At 64.2% G+C, this 19,647-nt stretch carries 18 protein-coding genes; 7 read left to right on the forward strand and 11 right to left on the reverse strand.

Annotation, left to right across the window (positions count from 1 at the left end; all coding sequences use genetic code 11):
- The first annotated feature begins 205 nt into the window (after window positions 1-205).
- Together hutH and G3N97_RS06185 are read left to right on the forward strand one after the other, a co-directional pair.
- Window positions 206-1,768 carry a histidine ammonia-lyase gene (gene hutH / locus G3N97_RS06180; RefSeq protein WP_346778022.1) on the forward strand — a complete coding sequence of 521 codons (1,563 nt, stop codon included), beginning with the start codon at window positions 206-208 and terminating at the stop codon, window positions 1,766-1,768.
- A 170-nt stretch (window positions 1,769-1,938) separates the two neighbouring features.
- Window positions 1,939-3,321 carry an amino acid permease gene (locus G3N97_RS06185; protein ID WP_205992417.1) on the forward strand — a complete coding sequence of 461 codons (1,383 nt, stop codon included), beginning with the start codon at window positions 1,939-1,941 and terminating at the stop codon, window positions 3,319-3,321.
- Window positions 3,322-3,339: 18 nt separating this feature from the next.
- Here the strand turns inward: G3N97_RS06185 and G3N97_RS06190 are convergent, their stop codons facing one another.
- Together G3N97_RS06190 and G3N97_RS06195 are read right to left on the reverse strand one after the other, a co-directional pair.
- Window positions 3,340-4,080: a hypothetical protein gene (locus G3N97_RS06190; protein WP_205992418.1), complete on the reverse strand. Its 741-nt coding sequence runs from the start codon at window positions 4,078-4,080 to the stop codon at window positions 3,340-3,342.
- Between the two features lie 36 nt (window positions 4,081-4,116).
- A complete protein-coding gene (locus tag G3N97_RS06195) occupies window positions 4,117-5,874 on the reverse strand; it encodes a serine hydrolase domain-containing protein (protein ID WP_205992419.1) in 1,758 nt (585 codons plus the stop codon).
- Window positions 5,875-6,287: 413 nt separating this feature from the next.
- Here G3N97_RS06195 and G3N97_RS06200 point away from each other — a divergent pair, with 413 nt between their 5' ends.
- From G3N97_RS06200 to G3N97_RS06220, 5 genes are all read left to right on the forward strand, one after another.
- Window positions 6,288-6,629, forward strand: a complete 342-nt coding sequence (locus G3N97_RS06200; protein WP_205992420.1) for a PadR family transcriptional regulator — start codon at window positions 6,288-6,290, stop codon at window positions 6,627-6,629.
- Window positions 6,626-7,756, forward strand: coding sequence for a DUF1700 domain-containing protein (locus G3N97_RS06205; RefSeq protein WP_205992421.1), 1,131 nt, complete (start codon window positions 6,626-6,628; stop codon window positions 7,754-7,756). Before G3N97_RS06200 ends, G3N97_RS06205 begins: the two co-directional genes overlap by 4 nt.
- 14 nt (window positions 7,757-7,770) lie before the next feature.
- Window positions 7,771-8,526, forward strand: a complete 756-nt coding sequence (locus G3N97_RS06210; RefSeq protein WP_346778023.1) for a hypothetical protein — start codon at window positions 7,771-7,773, stop codon at window positions 8,524-8,526.
- A gap of 110 nt (window positions 8,527-8,636) precedes the next feature.
- Window positions 8,637-9,029, forward strand: coding sequence for a hypothetical protein (locus G3N97_RS06215; RefSeq protein ID WP_205992422.1), 393 nt, complete (start codon window positions 8,637-8,639; stop codon window positions 9,027-9,029).
- Window positions 9,030-9,140: 111 nt separating this feature from the next.
- A complete protein-coding gene (locus G3N97_RS06220) occupies window positions 9,141-9,692 on the forward strand; it encodes a GNAT family N-acetyltransferase (RefSeq protein WP_205992423.1) in 552 nt (183 codons plus the stop codon).
- Between the two features lie 41 nt (window positions 9,693-9,733).
- Here G3N97_RS06220 and G3N97_RS06225 read toward each other — a convergent pair whose 3' ends face one another.
- The 9 genes from G3N97_RS06225 to G3N97_RS06265 form a co-directional block, all read right to left on the reverse strand.
- Window positions 9,734-11,164 (reverse strand): DEAD/DEAH box helicase, encoded by a 1,431-nt coding sequence (locus tag G3N97_RS06225; protein WP_205992424.1) that lies wholly within the window; start codon window positions 11,162-11,164, stop codon window positions 9,734-9,736.
- 107 nt (window positions 11,165-11,271) lie between these two features.
- Window positions 11,272-12,024: an SDR family oxidoreductase gene (locus G3N97_RS06230; RefSeq protein WP_205992425.1), complete on the reverse strand. Its 753-nt coding sequence runs from the start codon at window positions 12,022-12,024 to the stop codon at window positions 11,272-11,274.
- Between the two features lie 47 nt (window positions 12,025-12,071).
- Window positions 12,072-13,205: an FAD-dependent oxidoreductase gene (locus G3N97_RS06235; RefSeq protein WP_205992426.1), complete on the reverse strand. Its 1,134-nt coding sequence runs from the start codon at window positions 13,203-13,205 to the stop codon at window positions 12,072-12,074.
- Window positions 13,206-13,276: 71 nt separating this feature from the next.
- On the reverse strand, window positions 13,277-14,440 hold the full coding sequence (locus G3N97_RS06240; protein ID WP_205992427.1) for a prolyl oligopeptidase family serine peptidase: 1,164 nt from the start codon (window positions 14,438-14,440) through the stop codon (window positions 13,277-13,279).
- Window positions 14,441-14,453: 13 nt separating this feature from the next.
- Window positions 14,454-14,819, reverse strand: a complete 366-nt coding sequence (locus G3N97_RS06245; RefSeq protein WP_065061580.1) for a Rieske (2Fe-2S) protein — start codon at window positions 14,817-14,819, stop codon at window positions 14,454-14,456.
- Window positions 14,816-15,748, reverse strand: coding sequence for a VOC family protein (locus G3N97_RS06250; protein WP_205992428.1), 933 nt, complete (start codon window positions 15,746-15,748; stop codon window positions 14,816-14,818). The genes G3N97_RS06245 and G3N97_RS06250 overlap by 4 nt, the downstream gene beginning before the upstream one ends.
- Before the next feature lie 59 nt (window positions 15,749-15,807).
- Window positions 15,808-16,752 carry an NAD-dependent epimerase/dehydratase family protein gene (locus G3N97_RS06255; RefSeq protein ID WP_205992429.1) on the reverse strand — a complete coding sequence of 315 codons (945 nt, stop codon included), beginning with the start codon at window positions 16,750-16,752 and terminating at the stop codon, window positions 15,808-15,810.
- Complete coding sequence (locus G3N97_RS06260; RefSeq protein ID WP_205992430.1) at window positions 16,749-18,614, reverse strand: NAD(P)/FAD-dependent oxidoreductase; 1,866 nt, start codon at window positions 18,612-18,614, stop codon at window positions 16,749-16,751. Before G3N97_RS06260 ends, G3N97_RS06255 begins: the two co-directional genes overlap by 4 nt.
- Window positions 18,611-19,636 carry a fumarylacetoacetate hydrolase family protein gene (locus G3N97_RS06265; RefSeq protein ID WP_205992431.1) on the reverse strand — a complete coding sequence of 342 codons (1,026 nt, stop codon included), beginning with the start codon at window positions 19,634-19,636 and terminating at the stop codon, window positions 18,611-18,613. The genes G3N97_RS06260 and G3N97_RS06265 overlap by 4 nt, the downstream gene beginning before the upstream one ends.
- Between the last annotated feature and the right edge of the window lie 11 nt (window positions 19,637-19,647).

Consider the following 19,647-nt stretch of genomic DNA (forward strand, 5'->3'; position numbering starts at 1 on the left):
GTCCGGCGCTCGTGATGCGTTTCAAATTGAATAGACAACTAGTCGATTCGTTTTCTTTCAATAATGTCAGGTATTTTACGGATGGATAGGGAATTAAACTCTGAGTAAACCCTAATATCGTCCAAAGTTGTCTATACATATCCTGAGAACGATGGTGATGCAGATTTTTTGCCATTCCCCCATCGATTCCCAGGAGACGAAGTTCGTGAACCCGCAGTCCCGAGACACCCATCCCGCCCACGCGTTGCACATCACCCCCGGAACCCTCACGCTCGCCACGCTGCGCAGCGTGCATCAAGGCCCGGTCCGCCTGACTCTGGACGAGGGCGCCAGCGCGGCCATCAATCGCAGCGTGGCCTGTGTCGAGCAGATCATCGCCGAGGACCGGACGGCCTACGGCATCAACACCGGTTTCGGCCTGCTCGCGCAGACGCGTATCGCGCGCGACGATCTGGAAAACCTCCAGCGTTCGCTGGTGCTCTCGCATGCCGCCGGCGTGGGCGCCGCGCTCGACGACGCGCTGGTGCGCCTGATCATGGTGCTGAAGATCAACAGCCTCGCGCGTGGGCTTTCGGGCATTCGCCGCGTGGTGATCGATGCGCTGATCGCGCTGGTCAACGCCGAGGTGTATCCGCGCATTCCGGTCAAGGGATCGGTCGGCGCGTCGGGCGATCTCGCGCCGCTCGCGCATATGTCGCTGGTGCTGCTCGGCGAGGGCACGGCGCGCTATCGCGGCGAGTGGCTCGACGCGCGCGAGGCGCTCGCGGTTGCGGGCCTCAAGCCGCTCAATCTCGCGGCCAAGGAAGGCCTCGCGCTGCTCAACGGCACGCAGGTGTCGACGGCCTACGCGCTGAAGGGTCTCTTCGAAGCCGAAGACCTGTTCGCGGCAGCGAGCGTGTGCGGCGCGTTGACCGTCGAAGCCATGCTCGGCTCGCGCACGCCGTTCGACGCGCGCATTCATGCGGCGCGCGGCCAGCGCGGGCAGATCGACTCCGCTTCGGTTTATCGTCATCTGCTGGGGGAAACGAGCGAAGTCGGCCATTCCCACGCCGATTGCGAGAAGGTCCAGGACCCGTACTCGCTGCGTTGCCAGCCGCAGGTCATGGGCGCGTGCCTCACGCAGATCCGCAATACCGCCGACGTGCTCGTCGTGGAATCGAATGCGGTCTCGGACAATCCGCTGGTGTTCCCCGATGAAGGCGACGTGGTGTCGGGCGGCAACTTCCACGCGGAACCGGTCGCCATGGTGGCCGACAATCTCGCGCTCGCGCTGGCCGAAATCGGCGCGCTCAGCGAGCGGCGCACCTCGCTGATGATGGACAAGCACATGTCGCAACTTCCCGCGTTTCTGGTGGAGAACGGCGGCGTGAACTCCGGCTTCATGATCGCGCAGGTGACGGCGGCCGCGCTGGCCTCCGACAACAAGGCGCTCGCGCATCCGGCGAGCGTCGACAGCCTGCCGACTTCGGCGAATCAGGAAGACCACGTTTCGATGGCGCCCAATGCAGGCCGTCGTCTCTGGGAAATGGCGGACAACGTGCGCGGGATTCTCGCGATCGAGTGGCTCGCGGCATGTCAGGGACTCGATTTCCGCACGGGCCTGAAGACGACCGATGCGCTGGAAACGGCGCGCCACATTCTGCGTCAGGTCGTGCCGGTCTACGGTCAGGATCGCTATTTCGCGCCCGATATCGAGCTGGCCAGCGCGCTGATCGGCGAGCGTCATCTGAGCGCCTTGCTGCCTGCGGGCGTGCTGCCGAGCCTTTGAGTCGACGCCGCCGTCGAGCGGCGCGACGCAGCAAGCAGCACCCCGCAGCACACGGAAACACAAAACGGCCGCCGTTCTCAAACAGGTTGCGCGCGCAATCAGTCTGTGAAATCAATGCGCGCAACCTGTTGCATCGCGAACGGAAAAAGCCGGGACATCACGGAGACAAAGTGGAAAATCTGCAACGTAATCTCGGCGCGCGCCATATCCGCTTCCTTGCGATCGGATCGGCCATCGGCACGGGCCTGTTCTATGGTTCGGCGTCGGCCATTCAACTGGCGGGACCGGCGGTCATTCTCGCGTACATCATGGGCGGCGCGGCCGTCTACATGGTGATGCGAGCGCTCGGCGAGATGGCCGTCCGCAATCCGGTATCGGCGTCGTTCGGACGATACGCAGCCGATTATCTCGGGCCGCTTGCAGGCTTTCTCACCGGCTGGACCTATATCCTCGAAATGATCATCGTGGGCCTGGCCGATGTCACGGCCTTCGGCATCTACATGGCGTTCTGGTTTCCGCACGTGCCGCAGTGGATCTGGGTGCTTGCGATCGTCGTGCTGATCTGCGCGCTCAATCTCTGCAATGTGCGGTTTTTCGGCGAACTGGAATTCTGGCTCGCGCTCGCGAAAATTCTCGCCATCGGCGCGATGATCGTGGGCGGCGCAGCGATCATTTTCCTCGGCATCGGCATGAAAGGCGACCAGGCCTCGGGCTTCGCGAACCTGTGGTCGCATGGCGGGTTCTTTCCGCACGGCAGCGCGGGTCTGATCGCCTCGCTTGCCGTGGTGATGTTCGCGTACGGCGGCGTCGAGATCATTGGAATTACCGGCGGCGAAGCGAAGGATCCGGAAGTCGTGCTGCCCAAGGCCATCAATGCCGTGCCCGCGCGTATTCTGCTGTTCTACGTGCTGACCATGGTCGTGCTGATGGCCGTGTTCCCGTGGAGCGCGATCGACGGCAAGGGCAGCCCGTTCGTGCAGATCTTCACGGGCCTCGGCATCAAATCGGCGGCGACGGTCCTCAATATCGTCGTGATTTCCGCGGCGGTTTCGGCGATCAACAGCGATATCTTCGGCGCGTGCCGCATGATGTACGGCATGGCCAAACAGGGACACGCACCGCGCGTGTTCGCGCGCACGTCGCGCGCGGGCGTACCGTGGGTGACGGTGCTCGTGATGGCGGGCGCGCTGCTCGGCGGCGTGGTGCTGAACTATCTGATCCCCGACCAGATCTTCGTGATCATTGCGTCGATCGCGACCTTCGCAACGGTCTGGGTCTGGCTGATGATCCTGCTTTCGCAATTCAGAATGCGCACGTGTTTGTCCGCCGAAGAAGTGCGCGCGCTGAAATTCAAGGTGCCGCTGTGGCCGGTGGGCCCGGCTGTGGCGATTGCGTTCATGCTGTTCGTCATCGGCATTCTGGGCTACGAGCAGGACACGCGAATCGCCCTTTATGTCGGCGCGGCCTGGATCGCGCTCGTATCGGCGGGCTGGTTCCTGTTCGGCAAACGCAATAGCGTGGAGTCGTTTGCCGAAGAAGCGGGGACGATGTAATCGTGAATGGCGTCGCGATCAGCGTTCGATGGTGACATCCTGATCGTCGCCCATACCGTGATAGCCGCCCTGGAATATGACCGTCACGTTGCGAGGATTTTGCGCGCGATAGACGTTGGCATAAATCGGGGTGGACACGGTGCCCGTGCCACAGGGGAATTTCAATTCTTTATCGACGTGTCCGCTTTTGATATCGACGAGCCGCAAACGCGACATCGAAAGCGGGCAATCGCTGGCCGATTCGTACACGCCCAGCAATAGATAGTGCTTCGTGTGATGCCACATCGGAATTTCAACCGTGCCGCCAAGGCGAGGAGAATCGCCGGTGTCGTTCAAACTCGCGACCTGATGCAGCGCGATCGGCAGATTCTTTTTGCCGTCGCGCCACTCGCCCGATGCTTGCGCGCCATTCACGCTGAGCGAGATAGGGCAGGGAGCCGGATGCGTGGCCGACGCCGCCGGCACTTTGGGCGAATCGCCGAACGAGGCCGGCTCCGCGGCTTCGCACAGTTGCAGCGAGCCATCGGCGAGTCGTTTGCCTTGCAGCGCGATGGGCGTGCGATGCGCGTCGTAATAGTAACTGCCGTCCACGTGCGACTCGGGCGAATTGTCGCTCATTTGAATCGACAGATGAACAGGCAGGTCGCCGATGGTACCGGCGTAGTTTTTAACGTCGTACCATCCTGCATGCGCTGACGAAATGACAGAAAATAAAATCGCGCCCAGGGTCACGCGAGAAAAGTCGGCTTTGTACTTCATCGGGTTGAATTCGTTTTCGAATTTTGCTGTGACGGATTATGCGTCGGTGTTTTTCACGGGCAATGTCGTACCGGGCCAAATGGCCGGTCGTCCACTGAGTCGCTCGACAAGATAGCGGCCGATCACATCGGCGGGCGTACCGTAGTCGCCAGCGGCGGCATTCACCAGAACGACAATCGCGCGCTGCTTTTCGCGGCTGAAAGCGGCGTAGCTCGTGTAGCCACCCGTTCCGCCGGTGTGGAAATGCGTGTCGCCGTCATGTTGATGGAGCCAGCCGAGACAGATCGCGAGGTCGTCGCTCAGCTTGTTGCGCGGCTTTTGTGCATCTTCGAGCGCGGCATTCAACGTGTCGCCAACCGTTTTCGATGCGTCTTGCCGATTTCGCGGAAGATAGAACGCCTCAAGATAAGCCAGCAAATCGTTTGCCGTCGCGCGCAGCGCGCCTGCGGCTTCGAGTGCGTTCAGCTTCCACGGCCCCGACGGACGCCCATTGGCGCGATGCCCTTGCGTGAAGCGCGCTTGTTGCGCCTCGCTGAGATCGATGGTGGTATCGATCAGCCCGAGCGGTTCGAGCACACGTTCTGCGAGCAAGTCGAAGAACGGTTTCTTTGCACGATTCGCCAGCGCATAGCCCAGCAAACCCGCACCGAGATTGCTGTAATTGAAACTCGCGTCGTCCGGCTTGCTCGTTCCGTATGACTCGATGAATGCGAGTAACTTCGTTGCGTCGTAATCGGCGTAAGGGTCGTCGCGATTGGCGGGCTGCATATTCGACGGCATGCGGGGCAAGCCCGAATGATGCGTCGCCAGATCGAGCAGCGTGATTGCCTGCGAGGTGGATTCCGGCGCATCAGGCAGCGGCAGATATTGCCTGACGGCGTCGTCGAGCCTGACTTCGCCTTGCGCGGCCATTTGCGCGAGCAGCAATGCCGTGAAGGTTTTGGTCACCGATCCGATTTCGAAAATCGATTCTGTATTTGCCGCGCCAAACGCCTTGATGGTGCGCTCGCCATGCTGCGAAATTCCGATCACCACCGCGCCTTCGCGACCCGGCGACAACCAGCCGGTCGTGAGGATATCGCCGAGATCGTGAGCAAGCTGTGCACTCAATGCGTGCGCCGGAACAGGCGGCAATTCGGGCAAGATGCGCGGCGGCGCTAACGGCTGAATTCGCGTGATCTGCGTCTGTCGCGCGAATTCGAGCGGGCGATCTGCCAACTGAAGCCAGCGTCCGGTGAGGGTGTTGCCATCGGCGGAAAGCGTGCCGGTCCATTTGCCGCTGACCGAGGGCACGTCGAAATTCAACGCATCGCCATCGCAGGTCATGTTGTCGCCCGCAAGGCCTGTCTTGTACTGATCGAGACTGTCCAGCGTAGCGAACATGCGCTCGTGCTGATCGGTCTTGATGATGAGCTGAATGTCCAGCCTGCCGTTCTCGGTCGTGAGCGTGCCGAGCCAGATACCGTCGAAACGCGATGGTCGCGCGGATGCCACGAACGTATCGCGGACGAGGTTGAGCGTACTGGTGCTGCCTTGCATCCATTTGCCCGCCAACGTCACGTCGTCGGCTTCCAGCGCGCCGGACCAGCTCGCGTTCGCGGCGGGCACCGCGAATTCGAGCGTGCGCCCCGGCGTATCCGCAATCGTGCATTCGAGATCGTATGTGCCCTGGTCGGGGCTGTCGAGCGTGAGCGTGAGCTGGCCCGCGTCGCTCCACGCGCAGTGCAGAACGATGGGCAGACCGGCGAGGCGGCCGGTGTACGAACCGGCTGGAATCTGTTGAGCCGCGGGCATAGGGATTCTCGGCGAAGTCAGTGCGTGGGCGGTGCAATCCGTGGCGCAGCGATCGCGTGCGCAGGTCGCAGGCATCGCCAGAAACGTGGCGGGAATTGTAGCGTCGATCCACGATTTATCCGCGCCAGAACGCCGGGCGCTCGCCGACTCAACAAACGCGGAACTGGTGCGTACCCGTTATTGCGTCCCCAAGTCTCCCGAGCCGCCGCGCCCGCCTGCAAAGGCCTTTCCACGCGCGCCTTTCATACCTTTCAGTCTCCGCCCGCCATTCCGGAACAGTGCATAAAACAGTACCTTGCATAAAACAATACCGCCTGCTACATTGCAGTCCATGATTTCGCGGAAACGAGTTGTACGCATCATGCGTGTATTGCAAGGTACCGTGTGATGCACACTATCGAAGACGGATTTGAATGAAGACCCAGCTAAAGAAGGGAACGCTCGACATGTGCGTGCTGGCCGTGCTGGCGCGCGGCGACAGCTACGCCTACGAACTCGTCTCGACGCTATCGGAAACCATGGAAATCAGCGAAGGCACGATCTATCCGCTGATGCGCCGCCTGCAGGCGGAAGCCTGGGTGTCCACGTATTTCGTCGAGTCGAGTTCCGGGCCGCCGCGCAAGTACTACTCGCTGACGGCGGCGGGGCGCAGCAGCCTCGCGAGCATGGAAGAGGAATGGCGCAGTTTCGTCGATGAAGTCAACGGTGTGCTCGGGTTGCCGGGCGCGCCTCTCGGAACAGGGGACCAGCAATGACGCAGGACGCATTCATCGAGCAGTTGCGGCATGAACTGCGGAGTTTGCCGAAGCATGTCGTCGACGACATCGTCGCCGATTATCGCGAGTACATCGGCGACGCGCTCGCGGCCGGACGCAGCGAAGCCGACGTGATCGCGGCGCTCGGCGATCCCGTGAAACTGGCGCGCGAACTGCGCGCGCAGGCGAGCTTCCGCCAGTGGGAAACGCGCCGCTCGTTTGGCAATCTGCTGCGCGTGATCGTGTCGATCGCGGGCCTCGGAATCGTGCAGCTGTTTCTGCTCGTGCCGTTCATTTTTTATCTGACGCTGCTCACGTGCGGCTACGTGCTCTCGGCGACGATGCTCATCACGGGGCTCGCGACCGTGGTGCTGCTCAGCAGTCATCACGCGTTCGGCTGGCCGTCGACGGACCGCATTCCGTTCAGCTTTCAGGGCAGCAGCCAGGACAGCAGCGAAAGCGCGGACGACGGCGACGCATCGCAGCGTCGTGCGAACGGCGACGCCGCGATGCTCAAGCGCGTCAACGTGCCGGACTTTCGCGTCGACGGCGATCGCTTCGTGCTGCAACCGCAGCCCGGCACGCATATGTCGATCGTGACCACGTCGGGCACCGTCGAATTGCGCAACGAAAGCGGCAAGCTGCACGTGACGTCGACGGGCGGCGCGACCGCCGGGTTCGACGTGAAGGGCAACACATGGACGATTCCGCGCGCCAACGTCGTCGCGCTCGACATCGGCACCGGCAGCGGCGACACGCTCTCGGCCGCGCGAATGGGCGGCAGCGCGGGCGACATGGCGTGGGAAGTCAAGAGCGACGGCGAGCACGTGTCGTTCGTCGAGGGCGGCAAGGACGGCCCGCGACTCGCGGTGCACAGCGAAGGCGACTCGGTGGTGATCGACAAGAATCACGTCGCCATCGATAGCGGCGACGATCACGTGCTCATCGTCGGCCCGCATGGATCGAGCATCGGCGCGCTGCTGTACGGCGTCGCGATGCTGGCAGGCGGCGCGCTTGGTTTGTGGCTCTGCGTGTGGCTCACGCGCTTCACCTGGCGCGGCCTCGTGCGCTATGTGCGGCGTCACGCCGAACGCATCGCCGAACGACTCGAACACGGCGCGGCCTGATACGCGCGCCCGCAGTGAACATCGACAACGCAGTCTTTTTCCTCGAACAGGACATCGTCATGAATCTGCACTTTCTCTCCAGCACCGCGCCGGTTGCGCGCGCCGATGAACATCGCATTCGCCGCGTGCAGGCCGCGCGTTGTTTTGCCTGGCTTGCTCACGGTTTTGCGGTCGCGCGTCAGCGGCCCGTGGCGTGGCTTTTTGCCGTGCTCGCTTGCGCCGATCTTGTCACGCTGTTCGAACTCGCGCCGCGTCTGAGCGTGCTGGCGCCGCTCGTCGCGCCGCTGGCGATGGCCGTGTTCGTGTTGATGCAGGAGCGTGCCGAACACGCGCGTCCCTGGACCTTCGGCGAAACGTGGCGCGCGGTCGATGAACATCGCGATGCGTTGCTTGCTGTCGGCGTGATGGCTGCGGCGATGGCGGCCGCCGGTTATTTCGCGGCGCACATGCTGGCGCACATGCATGGGCTGCGCGCGTGGGCCTGGCTGGCTGCGCTGCCGTTCTATGGGGTTGCGCTCGCGTCGTTCTGGTTCGCGCCCGCGTTGATCGTGCTGCGCAACCGCACGCCGTTCGACGCGATGATGACGAGTGCGCGCGCCGTTGCGCGCAACTGGCCGGTCGCGTTGATTTACGCGGCGGTGATGGGGGCTTATGCGTTCGCTGTGTCGGCGATGCCGATGACGTTGAGCGGCGTGGTCGTTACGCCGGTGCTGGCTGCGCTGATCGTGCTGGGTGCGTATGGCAGCTATCGCGATCTGCTGGGCGAGTGAGTGCGGTGTCGGACTGCGGTTTTTTTGCGGAATCCTGCGCCTTATTATTTCCCGCGCTACGAAGCAGCATGAAAAGCCGTGCTTTATCGACAGTCGACACAAGGACAAACATGCCACGCGCTTCGACCGTGATTCGTGCTCTGTTTGCCGTGTGTCTTCTCGCGGCTACCTTCAATCATGTCCACGCGATTCTGCAAAATGGTTGGCTGTGGGATTACGGTTATGGCAACCGGATTGCGCTGGCGAGCAAAATCTACTGGGACGCGTTGACCTTTCTCGATCCGCTCGCCGCTTTGCTTTTATTCGTCAAACCCCGGCTGGGAATCTGGCTGACTGTTTCGATCATATTCAGCGACGTCGTGCACAACACGTACTACGTCGCCGCGAACGATCAATGGTCCGCACCGTTCTATCTGGCCCAGGTCGGTTTTCTCGTGGTTGTTCTTGGCCTCGCACCTGTCGCGATGCGGGCGTTTCCCGCCGCGCGTCAGGCTGCGGTTTAAGACATCGGCGGACTTACGCAGCGCAATATCTCACACGAACGAGTCCACTAAACTGCCTCACCGCGTCGCCCATCGCATATAGCCCATCGCTTATAGCCCATCGCCGATGCCATGCCGCTTCCCACATTCCACACTGACCGTCTGACACTCCGGCCTCGCACGCTACAGGACTTCGACGCGTGCCTCGCGATGGATCGCGATCCCGAAGTCGTTCGATTCGTCGTTGGCCCGTGGAGCGATCTTCAGGCGCACAAGCGCTTTCTCCACTCGCGCATTGAAGCGCGTTTCAGCGAGGGATTGGGTTACTGGTCGATTTTCGCGAAGCGCGATCCCGAGCGCTTTCTCGGCTGGGTGTTGCTCATCCCCTACGATGCCGTTGGCCCCGAGTTTGAAATCGGCTGGCGTTTAAACCGGGCAGCGTGGGGGCAGGGATATGCGACGGAGGCGGCACGTCCCGTCCTCATTCACGCGCTTCGCACGCTTGCACTGCCGGAGATCGTGGCGGACATTCATCCGGAGAATCGCGCGTCGAGCCATGTCGCGTCGAAGTTGGGGATGACGCATCGCGGCGATGGTATCGACGACGGCGTGCCGTACAGCCGCTATGCCATCACGCGAGACGAATTTCATCTGTCGAGCGACGGCGGCACGAATCACCCTTAACCCAGCCGCCCGATACGTCGATACATCGATCCGCGCCGGAATCAGCGCTTGCCACGCCCACCGGCAGGTTTCCCGGCAGGCTTACCCGAGGCCTTCCCGGCAGGCTTCCCCGCTGGTTTGCGCGCACCACCCGAACCCGCCGCAGACTTCTTTGCAGCAGGCTTGCCGCGCGGTTTCTGCGTGCTGAACGGATTCACCCAGCCCGGCCCCGGACCGTCGCCCGGCTGCGCCGGCTTGCCGGCCAGAACCCCGGCGACCACTTGCGGCACCTTGGCTTTCTTCGGTTTTTTCGGCTTCTTGAGGATTTCCCCGCTCGCGCTGGTTTCCGGCACACGATGATCGGCGAGGAAACCCGGCTCCTCCTCGCGGCGCAGCGTTTGCCGGATCAGCGCTTCGATCGCGGCCAGTTGCGGCGCTTCATCGGCGCACACGAGCGACACGGCCACGCCGCTGGCGCCCGCGCGGCCGGTCCGGCCGATACGGTGCACATAGTCCTGCGCGACGATCGGCAGATCGACGTTGATCACCAGCGGCAGATCGTCGATATCGAGTCCGCGCGCGGCCACGTCGGTGGCCACCAGCATCTGCACTTCACGCGCCTTGAAGCGCTCCAGCGCGCGCAGACGCGCCGGTTGCGGCTTGTCGCCGTGGATCGTATCGACCGAATAACCGGCTTTTTCCAGCAGGGTCGCGAGGTAATCGACACCGTTGCGCGTCTTGACGAACACCAGCGCGTTCTGCCACTTGTTGCGCGCCACGAGGTGCATGAAGAGCTCGGGCTTGTTGCGCTTGTCGACCGTCACGACCCACTGCTTGATCTTGCTGGCCGTCGCATTGGGCGGGCTGACGCTGATATCGACCGGATTGCGCAGAATGCCCGCCGCCATGGTGCGGACTTCTTCGCTGAAGGTCGCGGAGAACAGCAGCGTCTGGCGTCTCGCGGGCACCGCTTCGAAGACCGCGTTCAGTTCGCGCGCAAAGCCGAGGTCGAGCATGCGATCGGCTTCATCGAGCACGAGCGTCTGCACCTGATCGAACTGCACGGCGTTCTGACGATGAAGATCCAGCAGACGGCCCGGCGTGGCGACGAGCACGTCCACGCCTTTGCGCAGCTTCATCATCTGCGGATTGATGCTCACGCCGCCGTAAGCGGCGAGGAATCGCAGGTCGAGGCCTTTGCCGTATTCGATGAAGCTCTGCACCAGCTGCTCGGCGAGTTCGCGCGTCGGCACGAGCACCAGCACGCGCGCGCGGTTGCTCGACACCGCCGGGCCGTTCTGCACGAGCCGTTGCAGCAGCGGCAGTGCGAAACCGGCCGTCTTGCCGGTGCCGGTCTGCGCGGCGGCCACGACGTCCTTGCCGCTGAGCACGGCGGGAATCGCCTTTGCCTGCACCGGCGTCGGCGTCTGGTAGTTGAGATCCCGCAGAGTGCGCTGCAAGGGATCGATCAGGCCTAGCGTGGCGAAGGACATGGGGCAGTTTCCGGACTAAAACCGCAATTCTAGCGGTTACCGCGCCGATTGCGACGCGCGCCGCGTGTCGACGCGCATCGCGCATGCCGTTTTTTGCGCCGTTGCCCTCAGAAGCCGAAGCCGCCGCCATCCACGTTCAGCACCTGGCCGGTGACGAAGCGCGCGTCGTCGGAAACGAGAAAAGCCAGTGCGCCGGTCAGGTCGTCGGGTTCCTCGGTGCGCGGAATGAACTGCCGCGCGCGCACCGCTTCGAAGGCTTCGGCGGGCAGATTCGCCGCGCTGCCGGGATGACGCGTCAAGCCCGGCGAAATGGCGTTCGCGGTCACGCCATGCGCGCCGAGTTCGGACGCGAGCGCGCGCGTCAGGCCGATCACCGCCATCTTGCTGCTCGCGTAGGCGCTCATGCCGGGCGGCGGTCCCCACACGGTGCTCGATGCGAGATTGACGATGCGGCCCCAGCCGCGCTCGACCATTCCGGCCGAAAACGCCTGGGCGAGCAGGAAGGGCGCGTCGACGTTGACCGTCATGATCTGCCGCCACAGCGTCGCGGTGATGGTGGCGAGCGGCGCCATCGGCATGAAGGCCGCGTTGTTGACGAGCACGTCGACCTTGCCGGTGCGCTCGATGACTTCGGCGGCGAAGCGGGCGATATCGTCGGGTTCGCCGAGGTCGCAGGCGAGCGCGATGGCGCGGCCACCGGCGGCGTTGATGCGCGCGGCCAGCGCATCGCACGGCGCGCGATCGGTCAGCACGAGTGTGTGGCCGCTGGCGGCGAGGCGCCATGCGAAGGCTTCGCCGAGGCCGCCGGCGGCGCCCGTGACGACCGCCACGCGGCCGTTATCGGGTGAAAAATCGCTCATGGTGAGTTCCCTGGTTTCAAGCGGGCGGATAGTGGCGCAAGGGTGATTCACAACGGATCGCGCAACGCCTGCTGCGCCGCGACCATGATGCGCGTGTGTTCGTCGCGCGAGCCGCCTTCGCGTTCGATCTCGCCCAGCCGCCCCGACGCCGACACGACGAGCCGCGCGCGGTCGTAATGGCGACCCGCGTAAGCGAGCAGCGCGCCTTCGAGCGAATGGCGTCGGCGCAGTTCGTCGGCGAGCACGAGCGCGCCTTCCACGGCGATGCCCGCGCCCGAGGCGAGATGCGGCGTGGTCGCGTGCACGGCGTCGCCGAGCAGCACCACGCGGCCGCGATGCCACGGTCCCTCGATCATATGCCCCGCGAGCGGACGATACAAAACGCGGTGATCCTCGAGCGTGCCGTCGAGCAGCCCTTCGCGCAGCCTCGCGAGCGGGCCGTCGAATTCTTCGAGCAGATCGGCGAGCAGTTGCGGCCACTTGTCCGGCGCTAGGAAATCCATGCCTTCGCGTTTGTCGAGCACGAACAGATAGCACTGCGTCGCGCTGATCGGATTCATGCCCGCCTTGGTGGTCTTGCCCATGTAGATCGTCGAGTTCTCGCGTTCGCGCGGCACCACCGCGCGCCACGATCCCTGACCCGTGAAGCGCGGCCCCGCGAAATCAGGCTTGACGTGGCGGCGCACCGCGGAATTGACGCCGTCCGCGCCAATCACGAGGTCGTAACGCGCGCGCGTGCCGTCCGTGAAGACGACGTCGACGCCTTCTTCATCTTGCGCGAGCGTTTCGAAACTCACGCCGAGGCGCACGTTCGCGCCCGCGCGCTGCGTGGCGTCCGCGAGGATCGCGGCGAGCGCGCTGCGCATGATGCCGGCCGCGCCCGGCAGATCGTCCGCGCCGTGCGCCGAGGCGATCGGCACGGTGGCCGTGAGCTGGCCGCTCGCGTCGCAGATATCGACGGCGCGCCACGAGCCGCCCACGCGCAGCACGTCGGCGACCACGCCGACTTCGCGCAGCGCGCGCAGCGTCGGTCCGCTGATGGTGATGCCTGCGCCGTCGGGCGCCCACTGCGGATTGAGTTCGACGAGATCGACCTCGATGCCCTGGCGGCGCAGCATGATCGCCGCGCACATGCCGCCGATGCCGCCTCCCACGATCAAGACCTTGTTGACGAGTGCCATGGTGTCTCTCTGTGTTTTATCGTTGCGTAATGACTGCATAGGTCTGAATGGAGCGACGAAGAACGCGCGCCTCAGGCGAGCGTGCCGCCCAGTTGTTCCGCGAGCCAGTCCGCGATGCGGTTGCCGGCATTGAGCGGATTGTCGAGCGAGCTATGTTCGACGCCGCCTTCGCGCGCGGTGAAAACGAAGAGATCCTTCTTCGGGCTGTTGGTCAGCTGATCGAAGGTTTCGTGCGCATATTTGAGCGGAATCTGGCGATCGTTCTCGCCGTGCGTCACCAGAAACGGCACGCGAATGCGATCGAGCACGCCGTTCAGATGCATGAATTCGGCCTTGGCGAAAAAGTCATCCTGATCCTTCGCGCCGAACACCCATTGCACGTGCTTCCAGTAATGCGGCACGGGATTTTCGCCTTCGCGTTTCAGGCGTGCGTGCTGCACGGCGCGCCAGTCGTGATTGGCGCCCCAGACCGCGCCGCACGCGAAGCGCGGCTCGAACGCGACCGCGCGCGGACAGTAATAGCCGCCCAGCGACACACCGAGCGCGCCAATGCGCTGCGGGTCCACTTCCGCGTGCGCTTCGAGCCAGTCGACGATCGGCGCGGCCCAGACCTCCGTGTTGTGCACGGCAGGCAGTGCCTGCAAGCGCAGCGCTTCGCCCGTGCCCGGTTGATCGACGAACAGCGCGGACAGGCCGCGTCGCGCGAACATCGTGCCCATCACGCTCTTTTGCAGCATTTCCTTGGTCGAATCGAGTCCGTTCATGACGACGACGATCGGCGCGCGCTGGCCCGCTTGCAGCCCTTCGGCGCGCACGTAGAGCGCGGCAAGATGCGTGTCGCCGTATGGGATCTCGACGCGCACGCAATTCTCGCGGCCGAGCGTGCGGCCGCGTTCGAACTGTTCGAGCGAACGCTGATAGATCGCGAGGCGCGCTTCGAAGCCGTGTGCCTGCATGCGTTCGGCGATGCCGTAATACAGGCCCGCACGCGCGTATTTTTCGCCGGCGGACAGCGTGTGGCCGCGCGCGAGATCGTCGTCGGCGAGGGCGCTGAGCTGATCGGCGCCGGCCTTCCACGCTTCATAGAAAGCCACCGTGCCGGGATCGTCGCCGGCGAGCGCCGCGTCGCGCAGCGGCGCGCACATGGCGTCGACTTCGCCGATATTGCCGCCGTGCGTGAGCGCGATCATCGTCGAAAGGCTCCACACGTAATTGGTCGGAAAGTACTGGAACATGGTGATAGTCCGTTTAAATGTCGAAGACCGAGGGCAGGTCGGCGGCGATCCATACTTCGCCGTCGACGACGCGCGCGGGTACCTTGATAAGCGACTTGCCGGTGCACGGCCCGGCGAAACACAGGCCCGTGCGGATGTCGAAATGCGCGGAGTGCGCGTAGCAGACGATGTGCTGTCCATCGCCGGACAGAAAGCGGTCCTGGCGATATTCCATCGGCCGATGTTCGTGCGGGCAGTCGTTGAGCCAGACGAAGACTTCGTCGCCCTGACGCACGACGCACAGACGGTCGTCGAAGCCCTCGCGCAGCATGCCGCGCGCGCCGCCGTCGGGCAGCGCGTCGAGCGTGCAGAGCAGGCGCTCTCCGGCGTGCGTGGTCATTCGCCGGGCGCCCATTTGTTGCGGGCGTCGAACAGGAAGATCTGCGAGTTGTCGGAACCCGGATCGACGGCGCGCGGCGTCCAGCTCGCGTCGTGCAGGTCCATGTCCGCGTCGAACTCGATCGTCGCGCCGAACGGGCTGTTGAAATACCAGAAGAAGTTGCTGCCCAGAATATGGCGGCCCGGTCCCCAGAAGCTCTTGTAGCCCTTCTTCACGAAGTTCCAGCCGTGCTGCAGCACTTCGGCGGGCGAGCCCAGATGGAACGTGAAGTGATTGCAGCCGATCATGTGATCGTTCTGGCTTTCGATCATGAAGAGCGTGTGATGATCGTTTGTGCCCGCCGGACGCATGAACGGCCCAAGATGATTGAAGCGGTCGGTCACGACGAAACCGAGGCGAGCGTAGAACGCTTCCGCCTTCTGCACGTCGTCCACGAAATAGACGACGTGCGAGAGCGTGCGCGGCTTGATGACTTCATCGGGATTCGCGGCGCAGTCGTTGGGCGCGCGTCCGGCGGGCTGGCCCGGCACGTTGAAGCCCAGATAGCGCGCGTCATAGGCGCGGCGTTGCGTGACCATGAAGGCGACGCCGAAGCCCGCATCGTCCATGCAATGTACGGTGCCGTCGGCGTCCACGCGCACGTCGCATTCCGCTTCGAGATGCGCGCGGATCGTGGCGAGTGTGTCCGCGTTGTCGACGCCGTAGACCGTTTCGCGCAGGCAGGGCGTGGCGGCTTTCGGCGGCAGCGGCGGCAGGCGCGGGTCGTCGGCGGGGCGCATGACGAGGCCCGTGCCGTCGAGCGCGGTGAAGACGCCGCCGTGCGCGGGATCGTATTCGACTTCGTCGAGGCCGTAGTCGTGCAGGTACTGGCGGGCTCCCGCCATGTCGTCGATGCCGAAGACGAGATATTCGAGTCCAACGATCTGCATAATCAGGAATCCTTTTCATTGGTATCGCAGCGCTTCAATTGCGCGGCGACACCGGGTATTCAATGAGCGATGGCGCGGGTGATCAGTTGTTCGACCGTGCCGTCGTGACGCAGGCCGAGCTGTTCGGCTTCGGGCGTCAGCAGCGGCGGATAGGCGGCGAACAGCCGCTCGATGAACGGGTCGGGCGCGTAGGTCACGAGCGCCTTGCGTGACTCGCCGAAGCGCGCGGCGAGCGCATCGACCACTTCGGCGATGGTGAGGCGCAGCACCGGCATCTGATAGCTGCGCCGCGCGTTGAAGCGTTCCGCGTCGACGGTCGCCGCATGCAGCAGATTGTCGACGCACGCGCCCACCGAAATCCACCAAGCCACGCCTTCGGGCGAGACCGGCACCGTGATCGCTTCGTTGGCGGCGAGCTTCCAGAACAGCTGGCTCATGAACGCCGACATCATGCCCGCGCCGTCGCCGGGCCGCGCCACCACGCCGGGCAGGCGCAGCGAGCAGCCCTGCACCCAGCCGAGGCGCGTGGCGTCGGCGACCAGCGCTTCGCCCGTCAGCTTGTGCGCGCCGTAGCTCAATGCGGGCGCGGGCAGCGTGCGTTCGTCGACGACCTCGGGCAGTCGCTCGCCGTAGACGGCCACCGTGCTCGCGAACACGAAGCGCGGCGGTCGCGCCTGGCCGCGCAGATCTTCGAGCAGGCCGAGCGTGGCGTCGAGATTGATCGTGCGGCCGAGCGCGTAGTCGCGCTCCGCCGCGCCGCCGGGAATGCTCGCGAGATGGAACACGGCATCGACGGGCGATGCGTAGGCTTGCGCGCGCACGCTCGCATCGGCGATGCTGCCTGCGAGTTGCGTCACGCGCGCGTCGGCGTGCGGCGCATCGAACGCGATATCGAGCAGCGTGAGTTTCGACACCGCGCGTGCGCCGAGGCCGTCGGCGAGCAGACGTTTGACGAGCGCGCGCCCGACGAACCCTTGCGCTCCGGTAACGACGACATGGCTCATTGCGCATCTCCCTTGCGGAACGGCAGCGTGGCGAGGAACGCCAGGCGCGAGGCGCCGAGCATCTTGAGGCCGGCGCGCGCGGAAGACGCGTCGAGGCGCGCTTCCATCGGCATGGTGCCGAAGCTCTTGCCCTTGATGACGAGTTCGTTGCCGACGCGTTCCAGCGACTCCACGTGCATCAGTTCCTCGTCGGCGGGACCGCGCAGCACCATGCCTGCTTTCTTCGGCGCGTGGCCGTTCGCCGTCGCGGGCACGCCGCTGTCCTGGCGCGCGCCCTTCGCCACGCTGCCGAAGTCCATGCCGAGCTGCTCGAACATCTTGATGGCCGTGGCGCGGCCCGCGCCGTACACGCCGCCGCCCGGATGCTGGAACGGTCCCGCGAGATAGAGGCGCTCGACGCCCGGCACGGTGAACTGGCCGAGGTCCGGCGTGGGGCGATGGCCCGCGCTTTGATAGAAGTAGGGCGCCACGCCGTGCAGATCGCCGCGCATCATGCTGTTCGGGCTCGAGCGTTCGAGGTCGACAGGACTGACGATGCTGCGCGCGACGATGTTATCGCTCGTCAGGTTCGAAACGAACTGGCGGTAATGCGCGAGCGAAAGATCGCCGATCTCTTCCTTGAATTCGTCCCAGTGACGCTCGGACCAGCGCTTGTCCTTCACGCTGTACGGCGCGAACGTGATGCCATGGAACATGCCCTTGCCCGCGGGCACGCGCGTTTTGTCGCCGATGCTTTCGTCGCCGCCCGCGCACAGACGGCGCTCGGTGATGAGGCCGCGCTTGAGGTCGTCGAAATCGGCGAGCATCTCGTCGAGCTTGTCCGTGGCCATGAATTCGAGCATGGTCGCGTAGCCCACTTCCTCGCCCGCGTAATAGCGCGCGTTTTCCTTGAGATCGTAGTGGCTCACCATGATCGAGAACGGCGCGAGCGTGGCGCGTTCCGCGCGCTTCAACACGGGCTCGGGCACGCCTTCCACGAAGCGGCGGATCACATGCGGATGAAGCGCGCCGATCACGGCGTCCTTCGCGACGATGGTCTCGCCGCTCAAGAGCTGCACGCCGCTGGCGCGACCCGCGCTCGTGAGAATCTTCGCGACTTCGGCGTTGCAGCGCACTTCGCCACCATACGATTCGATGCAGCGCACCAGCGATTCGGTGAGCTTGCCGCTGCCGCCGATCGGCTGCGAAACGCCGTACGTATGGATGATGCCGGGCATCAGCAGCACGCCCATGCCGGTGCCGAGTTCGTTGGGCGCCTGCAGGTTTTCGCTCACGAGACGCAGCAGATGAATCTTGATCTTGTCGCTCTCGTAGAGTTGATTGACGAGATCGAGGCAGTCGCGGTTCATGTAGTCGAGCATGAGGCGGCCTTCGTCGCTGCGGTCGAGCATGGCGACGAGTTCGCCGAGCGGCGGCGGCGGCGAGTAGAGTCCGGGCATGAACATCTGCAGGACCTGCTGGCTCATCTTCACGAATTCGCGGTACGTGTCGGCGTCTTTCTGCGAGACCTTCGCGAAGCATTCGCAGGTCTTGTCGAGATCCTTGTACGTGAACAGCACCGATTGATCGGGAAAGATCGTGGCGTGCGGCACCGGCGAATAGTGGTATTTCAGGCCATGTTCCGAGAGCAGGCCGAGTTCGTCCTGGCGCAGCATCGGATTGCCCTGAATCATGATGTGCACGCTCGAGTGTTCGTCGTGCCAGTAACCCGGTGTGTTCAGCTCGCGCGTGCTTACGCCGCCGCCCGGCCACGCCTTGCGTTCGAGCACGAGGACTTTCTTGCCGGCTTTCGCGAGATACGCGGCGGCGACGAGGCCATTGTGGCCCGCGCCCATCGCGACGATGTCGTATTGCGTGGTCATGCGCCTGCTCCTGCAATGGCGTGGTGGGCGGCCTGCTGAACGTAGTCCGCCTGAATGTAGCGATGATCGATGGCGCCGAAGATCGATTGACCGTCGCGGCCTTTCATGTCGAAACGCAGACGCTCGCCGAAACGCATCCACGGCGTGCGCGATTCGCCGTGTTCGAGCATTTCGATCGCGCGTTGCTCCGCGAGGCAGGCGGAACCGGTCGCGTGATAATCGACGTTCGAGAACGTGCCCGAACCGAGCAGCATGCCCGCGCGCAGATTGCGGTTGTACGCGATATACGCGATCAGTTCGTGAAAGCCGAAGCTCATTTCGCGGCCGTTCGGCGCGCCGAAGCGCTCGCCGTTGCGCTCGACTTCCATGTCGAGCTGCACGCGGCCGTCCTGCCACGCGTCGCCGAGTTCGTCGGGCGTGACGGCAACCGGCGCGAACGCCGTGGCGGGCTTGGCGAGAATGAAGCCGAAGCCCATGCCCAGTTCGCGAAACAGATGCTTGCGCATGCTCACGTCGTTGAAGAGCACGACGAGGCGCACGTGGGCGAGTGCGTCGGCGGCGCGCGTGCCCATCGGCACGTCGCCGAGAATCACGCCTACTTCGCCTTCGAAGTCGCATTGATCGGCTTCGTCGGGGAACGCGTAGTCGCCGTGCGGGCCCACGAAATCGTCGGCCTGACGCTGGATCAGCACGGGAATCGACGGGTCCGACTTCTTCTCCGGATGGTAGGCCTGCGTCATGATGCGGCCGTGATTGAGGAACGCGGAGGCGTCGATGAACTGATGCGTGCGCGGCAGCGGCGCGCTGCACGCCTGCGCGTCGAAATCGAACGCGTTGGCCGCGCTGCCGTCGTTGAGCGCGTCGTAAAGCGCCTGCAATGCGGCTTGCGTGTGCGTCCAGTCGTCGAGCGCGGCGCGCAGTGTCGGCGCGACGGCGTCGGCGCGAACCGCGCGGCGCAGATCGCGCGAGACGACGATCAGCGCGCCATCGGGATGACCGTTGTTGAGCGACGCGAGTTTCATGGTGTCTGTCT

Source organism: Paraburkholderia sp. Ac-20347, from assembly GCF_017104805.1.
GTDB classification, from domain to species: Bacteria; Pseudomonadota; Gammaproteobacteria; order Burkholderiales; family Burkholderiaceae; genus Paraburkholderia; species Paraburkholderia tropica.